This window comes from Eubacterium sp. AM46-8, assembly GCF_003466705.1.
In the GTDB taxonomy this organism is placed as follows: Bacteria; Bacillota; Clostridia; order Lachnospirales; family Lachnospiraceae; genus Lachnospira.
This window is the reverse complement of sequence record NZ_QSEU01000006.1, coordinates 116375-136921: the sequence shown is the minus strand read 5'-3', so window position 1 is coordinate 136921 and position 20547 is coordinate 116375. Positions and strand designations below refer to the sequence as shown.

Here is a 20547-nt window from a genome sequence, read left to right as displayed (position 1 = left end):
AATTGCATCTCTTTTGGACTTCCTCTGTGCCTATCACTACTTTAAAGTCCAATTTATACCAGGCTAAAATATATCATATACACCATTGGAGCTGCCCGTCTGTGGTGCAAAATTGAATTATGGCGAGCTGTGCAGGAGTTAATGTCGCTATATACATAAGTTCAGTGCCCAAAAGCTCGTTCAAACATAGTGCGTTTGCTTTTGGGCACTGTAAAAGACTTTGTAGATAGCGACATTTACTCCTGCTAAGCGCAGTCATACTGAAATTTTGTGCCACATACAGGCAGCTCCAATGGTGTATTTCATATAATAACTGTCCTCATCACACCTTAAAACATCCTCCGCCTACGAATTCTCTTAAAATAGAATCGATTGGTACATTCTCGTAGCCACATGGAAGAAAATAGTTCATGAACTTAAGCAGCCTGTTAGCTTCCTGATATCCAGGGTCAGCTTCTGTTACCTGGAAAAGTATGGGCTCAACAAATGGCTTTAATACGCATGGTTCATATGGCATTGCTGAGTTAAACATAACATCCGCCTGCTCCTGAAATGGGAAGATATTTTTTTCTTCACCTCTTCTTACAGATTCCCACATTGAAAGAGTCATCTTTGCAGATGCTCCTCTTGTCCTGTAATCTCTTACTAGCCTTCTCAAAAGTCTTCCATCTGTAGTCGATACCCTGTTATGTTCGTCAACATTAAGCTGTGTAAGAGCACTGATATATATCTTAAACTTACTGTCTATTGGAAGTGAATATGATAATTCATCATTAAGGCAATGAATGCCTTCTATTACAAGAACATCCTCTTCACCTAACTGTAAGAAATTGCCGTTATATTCCTTTCTTCCGAACTTGAAGTTAAATTCCGGCAGTTCCACTTTTTCTCCGTTAAGAAGCTGGGTCATATGCTTATTGAAAAGTTCAATGTCTACTGCATGAAGGTCTTCATAATTGTAATCACCATTCTCATCAACAGGTGTCTGCTCTCTTTCAACAAAGTAATTATCGACAGCAATTGGGTGTGGCTTATATCCATTAGCCATAAGCTGAATTGATAATCTGTGTGAAAATGTTGTCTTTCCTGAAGAAGATGGTCCGGCTATCATTATGAATTTAGTATGAGGTCTTTTCTTTATCTCACCAACTATCTCAACAATTTTCTGCTCCTGAAGTGCCTCCTGTGTAAGCATAAAAGAAGTCATATCCCCATTAGTTATATGGTCATTAAGTTCTCCAATCGTAGACATGCCAAGCATCTTTGCCCAGCTTGTGCTTTCCTTTAACACATTAAACAGCTTTGTCTGTGGATTAAATTCAGGAACTTCAAGTGGTGCATTCTTAACCGGAAGCTGTAACACTATTCCCTCGTCATACAGAAATATGTCAAATACCCCAAGCATACCTGTAGAAGATGCCATATATCCATAGAAATAATCTTTGTAGCCATTCAGGTCATACACATTAACAAATGAACTTCTTCTGTACTTGAATAGTGATGTCTTATCTGTCATTCCTTTTTCTTTAAAAAGATTCATAGCATCAGATATCTTCATCAGCTCTTTCTTGATTGGAAGATCTTTCTCAACCATACTGTGCATAACTGACTTAACTTCATCTATAAACTCTTTGTCAGGTCTGAAGTCTCCATCAAATGTGCAGTACAGTCCCTTACTTAAAGAATATTCAACAACAACTCTGTCAATATTCCTGTCTATCTTATCTATGGCTGCAAGCATAAGAAGAACCACGCTTCTTCTATATGTCTCATTACCTATTGATGTCGAAGTTGTAACAAATGTAACATCACTGTCAGGGATATATTCTTCTCCAAGTTCTTTAAGCTTACCATTAACATTAGCGAGTATAATCTTATCCTTATATTCGTTCTGCTTCTCTGCTGCAAGCTGTGCCAGTGTCATTCCCATAGCATCCTCCTCTTACGCATCAGTCAAAATATGACAATGCATCCATAATTATATTATTCTTCTGCGAAAGCTGCTGTAATCTTAACTTAACCGTAGGATTACTTTCATCTTTCTTAAGGCTGTTACTTATCCCCTCATTAGTCTCTTTCTCTTTTATAAGATATTCATAAAGAGTCTTATCTTTGCTCTCTAAAAGCTTCCATCCGTACTGATATTGCGTCTCACTGTATTCAGAATAAACATTTTCGTCTGACTTTCTGCATTTGATAATAAAATAATACTTACCGTCTTCCTTAAGCATCTTCTCATCATCAACAACCAATCTCTGTGAAACAAGAAAATGTCTGAAATCTCCTACTTCTGACTGCGGTGATACTATAAGTGTTGTATTCCGGGTAATAACATTCATTCCCTTAGTTACAATGTCAGCTATAAGCCTGCCACCCATACCACATATGGTTATAATATCAGCTTCATTCTCTGAAAGCTTTTCCAATCCGTCTGAAAGTCTTGTCTGTATTCTGTCCTCTAAACAATTATCACATATATGCTTCTTTGCCTTATCGAGTGGACCTTTTCTTAAATCCATCGCAATAGCAGACGGAGCTATTCCCTCCTGCACAAGATATATAGGAAGATAGCCGTGGTCTGTCCCTATGTCAGCCACGACTGCTCCCTTTTCACACATATGTGCAACTGTTCTTAATCTGTCAGATATTCTTACCATAGCTTAATCCTAATCAAGATAATCTCTTAACTTACGGCTGCGGCTTGGGTGTCTTAACTTTCTTAAAGCCTTAGCTTCAATCTGTCTAATACGTTCTCTTGTTACATTGAATTCTTTACCAACTTCCTCAAGAGTTCTTGCTCTTCCATCATCCATACCAAATCTTAATCTTAATACCTTCTGCTCTCTTTCTGTAAGAGTTCCAAGTACTTCAACAAGCTGTTCCTTAAGAAGTGTAGAAGCTGCTGCCTCTGCCGGAACAGGAACATTATCATCCTGAATGAAATCTCCAAGATGGCTGTCTTCCTCTTCACCAATAGGTGTCTCAAGAGATACCGGTTCCTGCGAAATCTTCTGAATCTCTCTTACTCTCTCTACAGGAATATCCATATTCTCTGCAATCTCCTCTGGTGATGGTTCTCTTCCAAGTTCCTGAAGCAGCTGTCTCTGTACTCTTACAAGCTTGTTAATTGTCTCTACCATATGAACAGGAATTCTTATAGTACGGGCCTGGTCAGCTATAGCTCTTGTAATAGCCTGTCTGATCCACCATGTAGCGTATGTACTGAACTTGAATCCTTTTCTGTAATCGTATTTCTCAACAGCCTTTATAAGACCTAAGTTACCTTCCTGAATAAGATCAAGAAACTGCATACCACGTCCAACATAACGTTTTGCAATACTTACAACAAGTCTTAAGTTAGCTTCTGCAAGTCTTTTCTTGGCTTCCTCATCTCCTTCTTCCATTCTCTTGGCATACTCAATCTCTTCATCAGCACTAAGAAGAGGTACTTTACCTATCTCCTTCAGATACATTCTTACCGGATCATCAAGACCGATTCCATCAGGAACAGAAAGATCTATCTTCTCAATATCAATCTCATCTTCATCATCAAGAATAATATCCTCATCTTCATCAGGTACATCATTCATTCTTACATCAACTTTCTTAAGCTCAAGAATTTCAAATACTTTCTCCATCTTATCAGCTTCGAAATCAGTATCCTGAAAAAATGTCATGATTTCCTGATAATCAAGTACATTCTTTTTCTTCTTGGCAATTGCAAGAATACCTTCAATCTTTTCCCAGAATTTAGCTTCCTGTGCTTCTGCATCATCTGCGTCACTGTTTTCTGTCTCTTCTTTTACTTCTTCTTTAATCTCATCTTTCTTAGTTGTCTTCTTTGCTGCTGCTTTTTTTGCAGGAGTCTTCTTTTCTGTTGTCTTTTCCTCCTTAGTCTCCTTAACATTCTCTTCTAATGTTTCTACCATTTTCTTAGCCATTTCTCTTCTCCATTCTTCTTCGCGTAACACGCTCTATATAATAAATCTATAAACTGATATGAATCTGGTTCAGCTTCTGCTGTTCAAGAATTATCTCCTGCATCCGCCGAGGATCAACCGTCTTATTAAGTTCATCATTAAGACTGTTTCCTTTGATTCTTATAACTATATCATTCAATGTCTTCTCTCTTTCAAGATTATTAAGACTATCATCAAGATCTGCTGAAAACATAGCTGCTACTTCAGTATGCTCATCTGATTCTGCATAATCAGCTATAATAACAGCCGGACTTATACTTCCAGTCTGATACTGCTCATATATCTTTTCTGCCACACCAGAAAACAGTGGGTCAATAAAATCTGCTGGTTTTATATACTGTGCAACTTTATCAAAGATATCCCTGTCGCTGATAATCCATGTAAGAAGCATTTTCTCTGCCTGTCTTAAACCATCTTCGCGCTTCTTCCTCGGGTTATGTTCAGCAGCAGGCTGCGAACCGGCGGTATTGCTGTCTCTTGCAATAATCCCCTCGCGGTTTCCAAGTCTTGATACCATCTGCCGCATTCCGTCCTCCGGTATCATAAACTGTCTGCACACTGCTTTCAGGTAATTATCACGTTCCAGCTTTTCTTTAAATGTAACAAGCTTTGTTGCAACTGCTCTCTCAAATGCAGTCTCGCTTTCGGGATCACCTCTGTCGTAATTTCTTAACATGGTTCCTATCTCATACATAAAGCTGTTCTCAGCATTATCAATTCTTTCCTGAAATGCCTCTGCACCCATAGCCTTAATAAACTCATCAGGATCCTTATATGGCCGCATATTAATTACCTTCGTTGATAATCCTGCTTCTTTCAGAAGAGGTATCGCGCGAAGTGCCGCCTTAACTCCTGCCTCATCGCTGTCATAGGTTATAAGCACATTATCTGTATATCTCTTTAACAGCCTTGCATGCCCCGGTGTCAATGCCGTTCCAAGTGATGCAACCGCCTGGTTAAAGCCCGCCTGATGCATTGATATAACATCCATATAGCCTTCACATATTATCATGTTAGGCTTTCTTGACATTCTTGCTATATTAAGTCCATACAGATTGCGGCTCTTGTCAAACAATCTTGTCTCCGGTGAATTAAGATACTTTGGCTTGGCATCACCCATAACTCGTCCACCAAATCCAATAACCTTATTATTAATATCCATTATTGGAAAAATAACTCTGTTCCAGAACTTTTCATGAATACCTCTCTCATAAGTAAAAAGTCCGGATTCTTTCAGAATATCATCATCATAACCTTTGTCCTTCAACAGCTTGTACAGATTACCTGTTGACTGTGTTGCATACCCCAGTCCAAAGCTGTTAATCGTGCTGTCAGACAATTCACGCTTCTTAAGATAATCAAGTCCGGCTTTCCCATTCTCACTTCTAAGCTGCCTGTAATAATATGTGGCAGCAATCTTATTAATCTCTAAAAGCCTGTCTCTTATCCCTCTTTCTTTGCGGTCTTCTTCTGACATAGACGTCTGCGGCAGTGCAACTCCGGCTCTTTCGCCTAGCATCTTAACTGCCTCTAAGAATGTCATATTCTCATATTCCATAACAAATGTTATGACATTACCCCCAGCTCCGCATCCAAAACAATGATATAACTGCCGCTGTCCTGAAACCGAAAATGATGGTGATTTCTCATTATGAAACGGACACAATCCTGTATATGAACTTCCATTCTTCTTCAATTTGACATACCCGGATATAACATCAACTATATCATTCCGGGATATTACTTCATCTATTACTTCTCTTGAATACATTACTTCATCCCTTCCAGGCCTTTGGTACAAAGATTTCCTGAAACTTGCTTATTGAATACTGATCACTCATGCCAGCTATATAATCACACACAACCTGCTCCGGTCTTTCATCAAATTCTGTTATAAATCTCTTATATGTATCCGGCAGTTTATCTGTGTTCGCAACATAGTATCTGTACAATTCTGTTATCAGCTTATCTGCTTTCGCTTCCTCACTTTTGGCTGTCGGATTAAGATACAGACTTTCAAACATGAATTTTCTTAATTCTGTCATTGCTTTACGTACAGGCTCTGACATTACAAGATCATTCTTTCCTATGCTGTTCATTATAATATCGCTAATCATGGTATTAAGTCTTTCCTTGGTTGAATTACCAAGAACATCTGTATATTCTGAAGGAATGTCACTTTCCTTCAATATCCCTGCTCTTATTCCATCATCTATATCATGATTAATATACGCTATCTTATCGGAAAGTCTAACTGCTTTTCCTTCAAGAGTTGATGGATTGCCTGATGTTCTATGGTTCAATATTCCATCACGCACTTCCCATGTAAGGTTAAGTCCCTGACCATCCTTTTCAAGAAATTCAACAACTCTTATACTCTGTTTGTAATGAGCAAATCCCATAGGACATAAAGAATTAAGTGTTCTCTCACCTGCATGTCCAAATGGTGTATGTCCAAGGTCATGCCCCAATGCAATAGCTTCTGTCAGATCTTCATTAAGATTAAGTGCCCTTGCTATACTTCTTGCAATCTGGGCAACCTCTAAGGTATGAGTCAGTCTTGTTCTGTAATGGTCCCCCTCTGGTGCAAGAAATACCTGCGTCTTATGCTTTAAACGCCTGAATGTCTTACAATGAATAATTCTGTCTCTGTCTCTCTGATATATAGTTCTCATAGGGCATGGTTCTTCATCTCTGTCGCGTCCTCTTGACTCATCAGAAAAGCTTGCATATGGGCTGAATATCAGATGTTCCCTCTTTTCCTGTTCCTCTCTAATGTTCATCTGTATGTGCCTCCCGCACTGAAACACTAATTTTAAAGCTCACAATTTAATTATTCAACAAAACATGTATTTTTCCTTTTTTATTTTTTAAAATTTTTCTCAAAATAATTATTTGTTATTATCATTTCCCACATTATGGACTGAAAAATCCACCAAATGCTCCTGCAGCCACACATGCAGCTACTGACATAGCGATATTATCACTGCTGTCTGGTGCCTGTTTCTTCATTATTGCAGCTATTAGCAATAACACTGTAATATACACTGCTCCATATATAATTCCTGTAACCACTCTCCTCTTTTTTATCATCCATGCACTAAGCATTGCACCTGTAAAGCTTCCTGCCATATATATTCCAAATATAATATTATCAACTGCTTTCTCATCAAGTATTAATTTTCTCATAATATATGTAAGAAGTCCGAGCAAAAGCAGAGTTATTACATATCCTGCAATAAGAGATTTTACCATTTTCCTTATATAATCCATTGGTTTCCTTTTTGTCCTCTTTTTATTAATTGTATGTTCAAAAATGTTATCTTATGATTATCTCTTGTTTTCTTTAATAGCACTTGACGGCACAATGCACGTACTGTAAAATGAGAAGAAATATTTTAATTTTATGACTGGAGGGATTTTTCTTGGATACGGATAGTATCATCCAACTTATTGCAATTGTTATTTTATTGATTTTATCAGCATTTTTCTCATCTGCAGAGACTTCATTTATCACTGTGAACAGAATCAAAGTGCTGTCTTTAGTTGAAGAGGGTAATAAGAGGGCTGCTCTTGTAATTAAGATTATTGACCAGCCGGCAAAGATGCTCTCTGCTGTTCTTATTGGCAATAATATAGTCAATATCAGCTGTTCTGCATTAGCTACATCATTTACAATCAGTGTATGGGGGAATAAGGCAACAGGTATTGTTACCGGTGTTCTTACGCTTCTTGTTCTTATATTTGGTGAAATTACACCTAAGAATACAGCCAACATGTATGCCACTAATATGGCAATGGCTTATGCTCCTATAATATGGGTGCTTATGATTGTTCTTACACCTGTTATATTCATAGTAGACCACCTTGCAGGCTTCTTCTTATGGTTATTAAGAATTGACAATAACAAGAAGAAAGATATATTTACTGAAGATGAGATACGAACCATTGTTAATGTAAGCCAGCAGGAAGGTGTAATTGAATCTAACGAAAAGAAAATCATTAATAACCTATTTGATTTTGGTGATTCAACAGCTAAGGATGTTATGATTCCAAGAATTGATATGACTCTTGCTGATGTCAACTCATCGTATGATGATATAATTTCTCTGTTCAGACAGACAATGTATACACGTATTCCAATTTATGAGAATACACCTGATAACGTTATCGGCATTCTTAATATTAAGGATTTAATTGTCAACCCTTCTGATAACGATACATTTAACATAAGAAACATTATCAGAAAGCCATTCTTTACATTTGAACAGAAGAATACTTCTGACCTGTTTAAGGAAATGCAGTTAAGTTCAACAAGCATTGCCATTGTCCTTAGTGAATATGGAACAACATCAGGAATGATTACTACAGAAGACCTGCTTGAAGAAATCGTTGGTGAAATTCGTGATGAATATGATACTGACGAAAAGGAAGCTTTATCTAAGATTAATGATAGTACATACAGAGTTGATGGTTCATTTAAGCTCGACGATTTAAACGATGAGCTTGGTACTAAGCTTGAATCGGAAGATAATGATTCAGTTGGTGGACTTATCGTTGAAAGACTTGACAGACTTCCTAAAGCCGGTGATAAAATCACTATTGGTAATGTCTGGATGTTTGTCGAAAAGGTTGCTTCTAACAGAGCTGAATCTGTTATTGTAAAAATTATACCAGAAAAGAAAGACGAAACTAAAAAGACTAATTAATTATAATAAAAATGCTGTGCATTAACATCATCTTGTTAACGCACAGCATTTTTATTATTAATCTGATTATATTTACTGATTAAAGTGCCTTGATTCTCTCAAGTGCCTTCACTGTATTCTCATATGAACCGAATGCTGTCAGTCTGAAGTATCCTTCACCACTTGGTCCGAATCCTGAGCCTGGTGTACCAACAACATTAGCCTTCTCAAGAAGGTAATCGAAGAATTCCCAGCTTGTCATCTTATCAGGAGTCTTTAACCAGATATATGGTGCATTAACACCACCTGATACTGTGTATCCTGCTGACTTAAGTCCTTCAAGGATTGTCTTTGCATTGTTCATGTAGTAAGCAATCTGCTCTCCTGTCTGCTTCTGTCCAGCTTCTGAATATACTGCCTCACCTGCTCTCTGTACAATGTAAGGAGCTCCGTTAAACTTAGTTCCATGTCTTCTTGCCCAGAGACTGTGAAGTGTTACATCTCCACACTTAAGATCCTTAGGAATAACTGTGAAACCAAGTCTTACACCTGTAAATCCTGCATTCTTAGAGAATGACCTGAGTTCGATTGCACATGTTCTTGCACCTTCACACTCATATATTGTATGAGGAACATCTGGTTCTGAAATGTATGCTTCATATGCTGCATCATAGATAATAACAGCGCCAACCTTATTAGCGTAATCAACCCACTTCTGAAGTTCATCCTTAGTGATTGTTGAACCTGTTGGATTGTTAGGGAAACAGAGATATATGATATCCGGTGTTTCTTTTGGAAGTTCTGGTGCAAAGTTAGTCTCTGCTGTACAAGGCATATAAACAACATTGCTCCATGCCTGCTTCTCTGGAATATAATCTCCTGTTCTTCCTGCCATTGCATTAGTATCAACATATACAGGATATACAGGGTCACATACCGCAATCTTATTATCTACTGAGAAGATATCTCCTATATTACCTGAATCAGACTTTGCTCCATCTGATACGAATATCTCATCTGCTGATATATCACATCCACGCTTCTTGTAATCATGGTCTGCAATTACACTTCTTAAGAATTCATATCCAAGATCTGGTGCATATCCGTGGAAAGTCTCGGCATGTCCCATCTCATCAACTGACTTATGTAATGCATCAATTACTGCTGGTGCTAATGGCTGTGTAACATCTCCAATACCAAGTCTGATGATTTCCTTATCTGGATTAGCCTGCTGATAAGCTGCTACTTTCTTACCGATTGTTGAAAATAAATAGCTTCCTGGAAGCTTTAAATAATTATCGTTAATCTTAAACATATATTCCTCCTTATTTTCTGCCTTGTTTTACAAAACTAACGCTTATTATACATCATTTTTCATCGTGTTCCAAGTTAAAATGTTGATAAAATATCGATATATTTCTTAATATTGTATATTACACCGCACTGTGGAACCAGAAAACCTTGACAGGTCTGCTTTCATCGTTAGTTCTTATTGTGTGTCTGACCTTTGGCAATGCAATAAATGAATCACCTGGCTTTATAGGAAACTCACAATCTCCAAGCTTTGCATATCCTTCTCCTTCAAGAACAAAAAAACCTTCCTGATCATCATGATACCCCGGAGCCGGATTAAACTCTTTCTCTGAGTATATGGTAACTCCTGAACAGCAGCCACTAAGGCAGCCATTCGCCTCTGTAAGAAACTTTACGCCTCTCTTTCCTTCCTGTCTTGCTGCAAGTGCCTCTTCAAGTGTTATGTATGGTTTGTTATTCATATTCTGTCTCCTTATTAGTCTCTTCTATAAACCCATTACATATAAAACGGAGGCTTATGCATTGCGTAAGCCCCCAGATTATTATGTTTTATTTACTTTCGTATCTTAAAAGTTCTGTATATGCAAGAAGAAATGGTCCAACACCCTTTGCATCATCTTCTACTACAGGCTCTGACATGTAATAATCATATGTACCAGGTCTTCTTCCATTACCACCAAGTCCCGCAACGAGACAGATACCGCCAAGTGATAATGAACCATCTTCATTAGTCTTTAAGTATCTTTCACAGATTCCATCAATAGCCTTCTTAGCATACTGTGCATAATCATCTGAAAGGAATCCAAGACGGATACCCTTAAGAATACCATAAGCCATAATTGAGCTTCCGCTTGTCTCAAGATAATTCTTATCCATTCCGCCATAATTAACTATCTGATACCACATGCCACTTTCGTCCTGATACTTAAGCATTGCATCTATAAGTTCCCTGAATGCATCCTCAAGCATCTTACATTCTGCATCATACTTATGATCGCTGTTATCAACCTGATCAAGTGAATCAAGAAGAGCCATTGTGTACCAGCCAATAGCTCTTAACCAGCTGTGCTGTGATAATCCTGTAACTTTATCGCACCAGAATGCTTCCTTGCTTGTATCAATTGCATGGAAGTAAAGTCCATTAAGAGGATTTTTCATGTTCTCAATAACGAACTTGAACTGTCCAAATATATCCGGATAATTCTTTCTGTCATTGTATCTTGTCTCATATTCAAGATAGAAAGGAAGTCCCATGTATAGACCATCAAGCCATACCTGATTAGGATATATATCCTTATGCCAGAAGCTTCTGGCTTCATTCTTACATCTAGGCATAATCTCTATCTGTGAATATACAAGATCTGCTGCTTTCTTGTACTTTTCTTTGCCTGTAAGATCATATAATTCAAACAGAGTCTTACCAGCATTAACATTATCAATATTCTTCTCACCGATGCTGTAACCATCTATTGTACCGTCTTCAAATACTCTGTAATCAATAAAGTCATCAGCAAACTTAAGATACTTCTCATTTTTAGTTAAATCATACATCTGAAGAACAGCCTTAATCATACATCCATCAATGTAATTCCACTTTGACTTTAGTCCCTGCTTAATTTTCTCGATATTCCATACAGGAGCATCCGGTGTACTCTTTTCCAGAAGTCCGTCAATATATTTTACTACAGCATCCATTATTTCTGTCTCCTTAACCTATCCCATCATGGGAAATATACTTTACCAGTTTTACTGATAATTTTATAGAAATTGTACACTAAAAAGTACATTTAAGCAACTTATTTTTAATAAATCTGCCCTTATATTACAGATTTATATTGACTAAGTGCATTTTTAATAAGAAAATATAACTATCAGTTCAAAAGAATTTCTTTTGCATGCATTTTACATTCAATCAGCGAGGTTAAAATATGAAAACTGGAATTGTATTTGAAGGTGGCGCATTCAGAACTATATTTTCTTGTGGTGTCATGGATGCCCTGTTAGAGAACAAGATTATGCCAGATTACATGATTGGCGTATCTGCCGGTGCTGCATATGGAGTTTCCATGGCATCAGGACAGATTGGAAGAAACTTGAAGATTCTTATTAATTACAGGAATGACAAGCGTTATGTCGGGCTCAGCAATATGGTTCACAGGGATAACCGTTCACTTTACGGGCTTAATTTTACATTTGATACAATCCCTAACGAACTCGTGCCTTATGATTATGACGCTTTCCACAGATATAAGGGTACTTTCAAATGTGTTGTAACCAATGTACTCACTGGAAAGCCAGAGTACAAGACATTCACCGGAGATGACCGCACTAACCAGCTTCTTCGTGCGACATGTGCTCTTCCTCTTGCTTTTCCGCTTATATATCTTGATGGAACTCCTTACCTCGACGGAGGCTTGAGTGACTCTATTCCTTTCGAAAAAGCATTTGAAGATGGATGTGACCGAGTCGTTGTAGTTCTTACACGTGAGGCCGGATATCATAAAGAGACAACAAGTTCTGTAAGAACTCTCGCAAGGGCATTTCTTAAATATCCTGAGATACAGCGTGACCTTCTTCTTCGTGCTGAACGTTACAACCGCTGCTTAAAGCGCCTTGAACGCTACGAAAAAGAAGGTCGCTGCCTTGTAATCCGCCCGACTAAGAGCAAAGGATTTGGAAAGGTCGAGAAAGATTTCAACAAGATTCTTTCTATGTACAATGATGGATACAACCAGACTTATTCGTTAATCAATGAAATACAGAGGTTTTACCATTAAAAGTTTCCGAACACAAAGTCTTTTACTATTCCGATTGCTTCTCTTACCATATAGTTTATGAAGAGTACATGGTCGCTTTCTGCCGGTATTCCACAGGTATTATTTAATCCTGCATGTCTGGCTAGAAGGCGGCTTCTTGCTACATGAAAGTTGTTGGTTACTATGCCGGCCAGTGCATCCTTATTGTCCATATATTTCACTGAATACTTCATGTTCTCTGATGTATCTGTTGACTTATCTTCCTGTATTATACGCGAACTATCTATTCCTTTTGACACAAGATAGTTATACATTGCATATGCTTCTGTTGTATTCTCTCCTTTTCCTTTGCCACCTGATACTATTATTGTTGTATCAGGATTGTCAGTGGCATAATCAACTGCAACATTCAGTCTGTTCTTAAGTGACCTTGTAATATGGTCACCTCTTATCTGACAACCAAGCACAATTATGTAATCACAGTTATCCTGCGGCTTTGTCATCATGCCTTTTATTACTATTGCCTCAACAAATACAAAAAGTGATACTCCAAGTGCCATTACAGCTATAAAACATATTTTTAACGCTTTAGCTACATAGATTATTCCTTTAATTTCTAATAATCTCACTGTGAACACTAATCCAAAAAAGACCGCACCCATCAGCCATATGAATATGAACGATGAACCGATTCCTGCATATGATGCACACATTATATAATATCCAAGGCAGATTAATGCCAGTACAAGCCATATTACATTCATAAATATTTTCTTCTCCATAATCTGTTAAATTTCCTGTCTATGCTCAATTTATCTGTAATTAATATAACATAGTCCGATAATTATGCTAGTTTTTTTTGATATAAAAGTTTAATATAGACCTATAATTAATAATATAGAAACGAGGTATTATATATGTTTACATTTAACAAAGATGTTACTGCTACTAACTGCGAACCTGGTGTTACAAGAAAAATATTATGTTACTCCGACGACCTTATGATGTGCGAGATCCATTTTGAAAAAGGTTCTAAAGGCAATTTCCACAGCCACAAGCATTTACAGATCACTTATGTTGCCAAGGGAAGCTTCGAATTTACTATTGGTGATGAAACTAAAATCGTTAATCAGGGGGACAGTGTATACATGCCTTCTGGAGTTACACACGGTGTTACATGCCTTGAGGAAGGAATCCTCTGTGATGTATTCAATCCTATGAGAGAAGATTTCCTTAAATAAAAGGAGGCTATAATCAATGAAAGTACCATTTAATATTAATCTTTCAGGTAAAACTGCTATTGTAACCGGAGGTAGCGGAACTCTATGCTCAGCTATGACATACGGACTTGCCGTATCTGGTGCTAAGGTTGCAATAATTGGACGGAACATAGAAAAGCTTGCATCTGTTTCTGAGAAACTTACTAAAAATGCTCTCGATGAGTATAACAAAGACGTTACTATTAAAGGCTACAGTTGTAATGTAATTAATAAAGATGAACTTACAGCTGCTTATGAAACCATTAAGAATGAACTCGGAAGCTGTGATATTCTTATTAATGGTGCTGGTGGTAACCAGCCTGGTGCAATTACATCTATTGAGATGTTAAAGAAAGATAAAGAAGATTCTGACTATTCTTTCTGGAATCTTGATGAAGACAGAATACGCGATGTTATGGATCTCAATTACATGGGAACTCTTCTTCCTATTCAGGTATTTACTAAGGATATGGTTGAAAAGAGAAGTGGCAGTATTATCAATATTGCTTCTGTAACATCTATTCTTCCTCTTACTAAGGTTATGGCTTATGGCAATGCCAAGAGTGCTATTCTTAATCTTACACAGTGGCTTGCTGTACATTTTGGTGAAAGTGGCATCCGATGCAATGCAATTGCTCCGGGATTCTACGCTGCCGAGCAGAATCATGACCTCTTATTCAACGCAGATGGCACATACACTGACCGTGCCAGAAAGATTATTACCGGAACACCTATGGGACGCTTTGGCAATCCTGAAGAGCTTATTGGTGCTGCACTCTTTCTTGCAAGCGATGAAACAGCCGGCTTTGTCAATGGTATAGTGTTACCTGTTGACGGCGGATATAGTGCTTATAGCGGAGTGTAGGATTCTTTGGTTGGAAACTGTATATAATTCAGGGCGATGTCAGTTTTGACATCGCCATTTTTGTTGCGTTTTTTGTTCATTGGACTTTTTGCGTGTTTGTCTGAGCTTCAACATCCAATCTGACACGTTTTTTCGTTCCTTTTGGACTTCTTCTGTGACTTTCTCCACTTCAACGTCCAATCTGACACGTTTTCTCATTCCGTTTGGACTTTTGCTTGCTTTCCCACTGCTTCAACGTCCAATCCGACATGTTTTCTAGTCCCTTTTGGACTTCCTCTGTGACTTTCTCCACTTCAACGTCCAATCCACCCCGCCGCCTCACAATAAACCATCTCCAGTCTCACAAATGCCTACACTACAACTCAGCCCTGACAATCTCAACCGCCTTTACCATATTCTTAAGGCTTGCCTCTGTCTCTGGCACACCTCTTGTCTTAAGTCCGCAGTCTGGATTCACCCACAGCTTGTCTTTGTCTATCTTTGTTAGCATTATCTTTATTGCACGGGTAATCTCTTCAACCGACGGTATTCTTGGTGAATGAATGTCGTATACTCCCGGTCCTACCTCTGTTTCAAAATTGTTTTCTCTTAATGAATCAAGAATCTGAAGGTCTGAGCGTGACGCTTCAAATGTGATAACATCAGCGTCCATATCGTCTATTGCTGGAATTATATCTGTAAATTCACTGTAACACATATGAGTATGTATCTGTGTTTCAGGTTTTACGCCGCTTGCTGTAAGTCTGAATGCTGGTATTGCAAACTCAAGATATTCTGTATTCCAGTCAGATTTTCTTAATGGAAGCTTTTCTCTTAAGGCTGCCTCATCAATCTGGATGATCTTAATTCCATTTGCTTCAAGGTCAAGCACCTCATCTCTTATTGCAAGTGCAATCTGCGAAATTGATTCCTTGATTGTAATATCTTCTCTTGGGAATGACCAGTTAAGAATTGTTACCGGACCTGTAAGCATTCCTTTCATTATCTTATCTGTAAGTGACTGTGCATACACAGACCACTCAACTGTTATCGGCTTCTTGCGATAAACATCTCCCCATATAACAGGCGGTTTAACACATCTTGTTCCATATGACTGAACCCATGCTTTCTCTGTGAACAAAAAGCCTCCCAATGCTTCACCGAAATATTCAACCATGTCATTTCTTTCGTATTCTCCATGAACAAGTACATCAAGTCCGATTTTTTCCTGCCATCTGACACATTCTTCAATTTTCTTCTTATTAAATTCAACATACTGTTCTTCGCTGATTTCACCCTTACGGAATGCTGAACGGTTGGCCTTAACATCTTTTGTCTGTGGAAATGAACCGATTGTAGTTGTAGGCAGCTTTGGCAATACAAATTCTTTCTTCTGAAGCTGCTGTCTTTCACTTCTTGCAGGAAGTCTTCTGTAATCCGCCTCTGTAACTTCCGCAAGTCTTTTCTTTACAGCTTCATTATCACATTTTCTTGTACCTGCAAAAAGCTGTCTGTTAACTTTGAATCTTTCGTCTCCTTCAAGGTCTGTACACTTGGCAAGCTCACTTAATTCCTTCAATTCAATAAGCTTCTCCTCTGCAAATGCGAAGTAATTCAGATATTCATCCGAAAGTTTATTCTCATGCTTTAATGTATATGGAACATGCTGCAGCGAGCATGATGTTGACAAAACTGTCTGTATTCCCTTATCTTCAAGCTTTTTAAGCACATTTAAAGTCTTTTCATAATGATTCTTCCAAATATTTTTTCCATTGACAAGGCCCGCAAATAATACTTTGTCCTTTGGAAATCCATATTTTTCAATGAGTTCTGCTGTCTTCTTTCCCTCAATAAAATCAAGTCCGATTCCGTCAAACGACAGCTTGACAATATCTTCATACACATCTCTCACGTCTCCGAAATATGTCTGAAGCAATATTTTGCAGGACTTCTTCTTACCTAAAATATCACTATACATTTTGACAAACAGTTCTCTGTCTTCTTCTGTCATGTCCTGTACAAGTGCCGGCTCGTCAAACTGAAGCCACTGAATTCCTACAGCTTCACATTTGCTATAAACATCTTTATATGCTTCAACAAATGCATTGATAAAATCCTCGGCTTTCTTCTTACCTGTAAATCTGCACAGCTTAAATAAAGTATACACACCTGTGATTACCGGTTTTGTCTCAATTCCAAGTTCTTTTGCCTCTGCGTATTCATCCCACAGTTTATTAGCTGAGATTCTGATTTGAGTGCTGTCCTCTGCCTCTGGAACAATATAATGGTAATTAGTATTAAACCATTTCTTCATCGCAAGAGCTTTAACATCACCGTTCTCTCCCTGATAGCCCCTTGCCATTGCAAGATATTTATCAAGCTCTGAAACCTCAAGTTCCCTGTATCTTTCAGGAATTATATTCAGTAAAAATGCTGTATCAAGCACGATATCATAATATGAGAAATCATTGCTTGTAATATAATCAATTCCTGCTTCTTTCTGTGTAAGCCAGTGTATCTTTCGTAACTCCTTTGCTGTCTGTGTCAGTTCATCTGCACTTGTTTCTTTTCTGAAATACTTTTCTAATGCAAACTTTAACTCTCTTAATGTTCCTATCCTTGGATAACCTACTACTGCTGTCTTCATACCTGCTCTCCTCGTCTATAATTTGATGTTGTCATTATAAATTTGAAAAAAGCATTTGTATAATACATAAAAAAGCAGGTTAATCATAGTTTAAAACTATGTCTAACCTGTTTTATATACATTTAACAACTACTTAAGATACTTTTTTATAGCCTCAAGATATGTACTTCCAAGTCTGCTAAGCATCCCTTTTTTGTGAGTTATATAACCAATATGCATATCTGATTCATCAGCAAGTGGCACTGCTATAATGTCTTTTCCGTTGAGCTTCTTGTCAAGAATACCACTGCTTACCGTGTAACCGTTAAGGCCAATCAGCAGATTAAAAAGTGTTGCCCTGTCACGGACTCTTATGTTCTTCTTTCTTGCTGTTTCTGAGAATATTTCCTCTGAGAAATAGAATGAATTATGCTCACCCTGCTCAAATGACAGATACGGATATTCCTCCAGCTGCCCGTTATGTATAACACTGCACTGGGCAAGCGGGTGTTTTCTGCTTATGAATACATGTGGTCTTGCTGTAAAAAGCTCATGGAATTCAAGTTCATATGACTTTAAAATCTTTCTAATAACAGCCTCATTAAAATCATTAATGAACAGTATTCCAATCTCACTTCTTAACCTTGCAACATCCTCGATAATCTCATAAGTCTGCGTTTCTCTTAAGCTGAAATCATACTCATCCTGCCCGAACTGCTTTATAAGGTCAACAAATGCGTTGACTGCAAATGAATAATGCTGTGTCGATACGCAGTACTGCTTCCTGCCGCCATTATCGCCCTTATACTTATCCTCTAAGATTGCCGCCTGGTCAAGAATCTGTCTTGCATACGATAAGAACTCTTCACCTTCTTTAGATACACTTATTCCTTTATTAGTTCTGTTGAATATCGTAATATTCATTTCTTTTTCAAGTTCATGAATTGCATTAGTAAGGCTAGGCTGGGAAATGTATAATTTCCCGGCCGCCTCTGTGATAGTTCCTGTCTGTGCAACTGTAACAATGTATTTTAACTGCTGTAATGTCATACTCTTACCTGCCTGTATAATATTTAAAATATTGTAACACATTTTTGTTGTTTTTTAAAAAATATTATGATACAATCAGCCCGTAAAATATCTGATTATGAACGGAGGTGGATTTTCATGGATAGTTGCGATCGTATAGGACGAAGTAAGAACTGCGGTGTATACTATAAGCGTAGGCTCAGAATGTGGCTGTCTGTGAGAATCTCATAACCACATTCTAATAATTGTGCCTTTTATACATCGCATCAGAGGATCCTTACTATCACAATCATCTGTAGCGATGTATTTTTATGCCCAATTCAGGCAAGAAGGAGGTCACAATGAACAAAGTATTATTCCCTAAGAAAGATTATGTAAAAGAACTTGTCAGGATTTTTAAGTTATCTAAGAATTCACAGAAATTAGTTAAGACACTTTCTAAGTATCATGAAAAAGATATTGCTGAAGCAATCACTCTTCTTACACCTGCTGAAAGACAACATATATATAACGTTCTTGATGAACATATGATTGCTGAGATTTTCTCTTATCTTGATGATACTGAAAAATATCTTGAAGAACTGTCATTAGAGAAAGCTGCACGTGTAGTATCTTACATGGATTCCGATGATGCGGTTGATGTACTTGACGATTTGTCAGAAACTAAGAAGAATGAAATTGTTGAACACTTAGACGCTGATGCAAAGGAAGATGTCCAAAAGCTTCTTTCTTATGAAGATGATGAGATTGGTAGCTGCATGACTAACAATTTTGTGTGCATACCTAACACCCTTACTATAAGAGAAGCCATGAGTGCCCTTGTCAAGCAGGCTGGCGAACATGATAACATATCAACTATATATGTAGTCAATAGCGCTGGCAAATTTGCCGGTGCAATTGACTTAAAGGATTTAATTATAGCAAGACAGAATGATAATCTTGCCGACATAATAAGCAGTTCATACCCTTATGTATATGAGCATGAAAATATCAATGAATGTATTGATAAGATTGCAGATTACGAAGAGGATTCCATTCCTGTACTTACTGATGATGGAAAAATATGCGGTATCCTTACTGCAACAGATATCGTTGAACTCGTTGATGATGCAATGAGTGATGACTATGCAAAGCTCGCCGGTCTTACTTCAGAAGATGATTTAAGCGAGCCAACTCTTGTAAGTATCAAGAAACGTCTGCCTTGGCTTATTATACTGCTGTTTCTTGGAATGGCAGTTTCATCAGTTGTAGGAATATTTGAATCAGTAGTTGCTGTTCTTCCGATTGTAATATGTTTCCAGTCTCTCGTTCTTGACATGGCTGGTAATGTCGGAACACAGTCACTTGCTGTAACTATCCGTGTACTTATGGATGAGACTTTAAGTGCTAAGAAGAAGTTATCTCTTCTTTTCAAAGAGATGAAGATTGGTTTCATTAATGGTGCAAGTCTTGGAATCATGGCACTTGTATTTTTAGGTGTCTATATTCATATATTCAAGAAATATGCGTGGATGTCAGCATTTTTAATATCTGGCTGCGTCGGATTATCTCTTATTGTTGCTATGGTTGTATCAAGCCTTGTAGGAACAATTATTCCAATGTTTTTCCACAAGATTCACATTGACCCGGCTGTTGCGTCAGGCCCGCTTATCACAACTGTAAATGACCTAGTCGCAGTTGTGACTTACTATGGACTCGCAATGATATTTCTTGTTGAAATATTTCATGTATAATACAAACAGGGGAATGCTCCATGACTATTGGCAACATTCCCCTGTACGCTATGTATATCTTTTATGAACTCATATGTATTGTAACAGGTTATATCTGCATTTGGTGCAACTCTTCCATTAGAATTAACTTTAATTACCTCACTTTGTCTTGTCTCATTATCATTCTGTATCTTTTCAAGCGTCCGTTCCAGTATGCTTCTGTCTATAGGCTTCTCTATAAATCCTGCTTATTCTAAGGCTGAGAAGACTCTTAATAACAGATAATTATCTTAGAAGAAATAGGAGTATATTGCCTCATATATGGTAATGTACTCCTGT

General features: G+C 37.7%; 17 protein-coding genes. 5 read left to right on the top strand and 12 right to left on the bottom strand.

Annotated features, from left to right (window positions below):
* Positions 1–322: 322 nt before the first annotated feature.
* The 6 genes from DW963_RS05985 to DW963_RS05960 form a co-directional block, all read right to left on the bottom strand.
* Entirely contained in the window at positions 323–1930 is a 1608-nt protein-coding gene (locus DW963_RS05985; RefSeq protein ID WP_117914273.1) for a nucleoside kinase, read from the bottom strand.
* 19 nt (positions 1931–1949) lie between these two features.
* Positions 1950–2657, bottom strand: coding sequence for a tRNA (adenine(22)-N(1))-methyltransferase (locus DW963_RS05980; protein WP_117914271.1), 708 nt, complete (start codon positions 2655–2657; stop codon positions 1950–1952).
* A gap of 9 nt (positions 2658–2666) precedes the next feature.
* Entirely contained in the window at positions 2667–3941 is a 1275-nt protein-coding gene (rpoD, locus tag DW963_RS05975) for an RNA polymerase sigma factor RpoD (protein ID WP_286169087.1), read from the bottom strand.
* A gap of 46 nt (positions 3942–3987) precedes the next feature.
* Positions 3988–5751 carry a DNA primase gene (dnaG, locus tag DW963_RS05970; protein ID WP_117914269.1) on the bottom strand — a complete coding sequence of 588 codons (1764 nt, stop codon included), beginning with the start codon at positions 5749–5751 and terminating at the stop codon, positions 3988–3990.
* Positions 5752–5755: 4 nt separating this feature from the next.
* Positions 5756–6763 (bottom strand): deoxyguanosinetriphosphate triphosphohydrolase, encoded by a 1008-nt coding sequence (locus tag DW963_RS05965; protein ID WP_055216664.1) that lies wholly within the window; start codon positions 6761–6763, stop codon positions 5756–5758.
* A 133-nt stretch (positions 6764–6896) separates the two neighbouring features.
* The gene (locus DW963_RS05960; RefSeq protein ID WP_117914267.1) at positions 6897–7253 is read right to left on the bottom strand and encodes a TIGR04086 family membrane protein; all 357 of its coding nucleotides are present in this window, start codon (positions 7251–7253) and stop codon (positions 6897–6899) included.
* A gap of 152 nt (positions 7254–7405) precedes the next feature.
* Here DW963_RS05960 and DW963_RS05955 point away from each other — a divergent pair, with 152 nt between their 5' ends.
* A complete protein-coding gene (locus tag DW963_RS05955; protein WP_117914266.1) occupies positions 7406–8689 on the top strand; it encodes an HlyC/CorC family transporter in 1284 nt (427 codons plus the stop codon).
* 79 nt (positions 8690–8768) lie between these two features.
* Here DW963_RS05955 and DW963_RS05950 read toward each other — a convergent pair whose 3' ends face one another.
* From DW963_RS05950 to DW963_RS05940, 3 genes are all read right to left on the bottom strand, one after another.
* On the bottom strand, positions 8769–9983 hold the full coding sequence (locus DW963_RS05950) for an LL-diaminopimelate aminotransferase (protein WP_117914264.1): 1215 nt from the start codon (positions 9981–9983) through the stop codon (positions 8769–8771).
* A gap of 118 nt (positions 9984–10101) precedes the next feature.
* Positions 10102–10443 (bottom strand): cupin domain-containing protein, encoded by a 342-nt coding sequence (locus DW963_RS05945; protein WP_117914262.1) that lies wholly within the window; start codon positions 10441–10443, stop codon positions 10102–10104.
* A gap of 88 nt (positions 10444–10531) precedes the next feature.
* Positions 10532–11677 carry a glycoside hydrolase family 88/105 protein gene (locus tag DW963_RS05940; protein WP_117914260.1) on the bottom strand — a complete coding sequence of 382 codons (1146 nt, stop codon included), beginning with the start codon at positions 11675–11677 and terminating at the stop codon, positions 10532–10534.
* A 233-nt stretch (positions 11678–11910) separates the two neighbouring features.
* Here DW963_RS05940 and DW963_RS05935 point away from each other — a divergent pair, with 233 nt between their 5' ends.
* The gene (locus DW963_RS05935; RefSeq protein WP_117914258.1) at positions 11911–12759 is read left to right on the top strand and encodes a patatin-like phospholipase family protein; all 849 of its coding nucleotides are present in this window, start codon (positions 11911–11913) and stop codon (positions 12757–12759) included.
* On the opposite strand, the gene DW963_RS05930 is transcribed toward DW963_RS05935, so the two are convergent.
* Complete coding sequence (locus tag DW963_RS05930) at positions 12756–13520, bottom strand: YdcF family protein (protein ID WP_117914256.1); 765 nt, start codon at positions 13518–13520, stop codon at positions 12756–12758. The two genes, DW963_RS05935 and DW963_RS05930, sit on opposite strands and share 4 nt — an antisense overlap.
* Before the next feature lie 135 nt (positions 13521–13655).
* Between DW963_RS05930 and DW963_RS05925 the strand changes: the two genes are divergently transcribed.
* Together DW963_RS05925 and DW963_RS05920 are read left to right on the top strand one after the other, a co-directional pair.
* A complete protein-coding gene (locus tag DW963_RS05925) occupies positions 13656–13979 on the top strand; it encodes a cupin domain-containing protein (RefSeq protein ID WP_012738914.1) in 324 nt (107 codons plus the stop codon).
* A gap of 16 nt (positions 13980–13995) precedes the next feature.
* Positions 13996–14862, top strand: a complete 867-nt coding sequence (locus tag DW963_RS05920; protein WP_117914254.1) for an SDR family oxidoreductase — start codon at positions 13996–13998, stop codon at positions 14860–14862.
* Positions 14863–15217: 355 nt separating this feature from the next.
* Here DW963_RS05920 and metE read toward each other — a convergent pair whose 3' ends face one another.
* Positions 15218–17488 (bottom strand): 5-methyltetrahydropteroyltriglutamate--homocysteine S-methyltransferase, encoded by a 2271-nt coding sequence (metE, locus tag DW963_RS05915; RefSeq protein WP_117914252.1) that lies wholly within the window; start codon positions 17486–17488, stop codon positions 15218–15220.
* 129 nt (positions 17489–17617) lie between these two features.
* Positions 17618–18517 carry a LysR family transcriptional regulator gene (locus DW963_RS05910; RefSeq protein WP_117914250.1) on the bottom strand — a complete coding sequence of 300 codons (900 nt, stop codon included), beginning with the start codon at positions 18515–18517 and terminating at the stop codon, positions 17618–17620.
* A gap of 320 nt (positions 18518–18837) precedes the next feature.
* Between DW963_RS05910 and mgtE the strand changes: the two genes are divergently transcribed.
* Positions 18838–20229, top strand: a complete 1392-nt coding sequence (mgtE, locus tag DW963_RS05905; protein WP_353652783.1) for a magnesium transporter — start codon at positions 18838–18840, stop codon at positions 20227–20229.
* Positions 20230–20547 lie beyond the last annotated feature (318 nt).

Coding starts and splice junctions, on each gene's coding strand:
- metE (WP_117914252.1), bottom strand. CDS start 17,488: ATGAAGACAGCAGTAGTAGGTTATCCAAGGATAGGAACATTAAGAGAG.
- DW963_RS05920 (WP_117914254.1), top strand. CDS start 13,996: ATGAAAGTACCATTTAATATTAATCTTTCAGGTAAAACTGCTATTGTA.
- DW963_RS05960 (WP_117914267.1), bottom strand. CDS start 7,253: ATGGATTATATAAGGAAAATGGTAAAATCTCTTATTGCAGGATATGTA.
- DW963_RS05950 (WP_117914264.1), bottom strand. CDS start 9,983: ATGTTTAAGATTAACGATAATTATTTAAAGCTTCCAGGAAGCTATTTA.
- mgtE (WP_353652783.1), top strand. CDS start 18,838: ATGAACAAAGTATTATTCCCTAAGAAAGATTATGTAAAAGAACTTGTC.
- DW963_RS05945 (WP_117914262.1), bottom strand. CDS start 10,443: ATGAATAACAAACCATACATAACACTTGAAGAGGCACTTGCAGCAAGA.
- DW963_RS05930 (WP_117914256.1), bottom strand. CDS start 13,520: ATGGAGAAGAAAATATTTATGAATGTAATATGGCTTGTACTGGCATTA.
- DW963_RS05940 (WP_117914260.1), bottom strand. CDS start 11,677: ATGGATGCTGTAGTAAAATATATTGACGGACTTCTGGAAAAGAGTACA.
- DW963_RS05925 (WP_012738914.1), top strand. CDS start 13,656: ATGTTTACATTTAACAAAGATGTTACTGCTACTAACTGCGAACCTGGT.
- DW963_RS05910 (WP_117914250.1), bottom strand. CDS start 18,517: ATGACATTACAGCAGTTAAAATACATTGTTACAGTTGCACAGACAGGA.
- DW963_RS05985 (WP_117914273.1), bottom strand. CDS start 1,930: ATGGGAATGACACTGGCACAGCTTGCAGCAGAGAAGCAGAACGAATAT.
- rpoD (WP_286169087.1), bottom strand. CDS start 3,941: ATGGCTAAGAAAATGGTAGAAACATTAGAAGAGAATGTTAAGGAGACT.
- dnaG (WP_117914269.1), bottom strand. CDS start 5,751: ATGTATTCAAGAGAAGTAATAGATGAAGTAATATCCCGGAATGATATA.
- DW963_RS05935 (WP_117914258.1), top strand. CDS start 11,911: ATGAAAACTGGAATTGTATTTGAAGGTGGCGCATTCAGAACTATATTT.
- DW963_RS05980 (WP_117914271.1), bottom strand. CDS start 2,657: ATGGTAAGAATATCTGACAGATTAAGAACAGTTGCACATATGTGTGAA.
- DW963_RS05965 (WP_055216664.1), bottom strand. CDS start 6,763: ATGAACATTAGAGAGGAACAGGAAAAGAGGGAACATCTGATATTCAGC.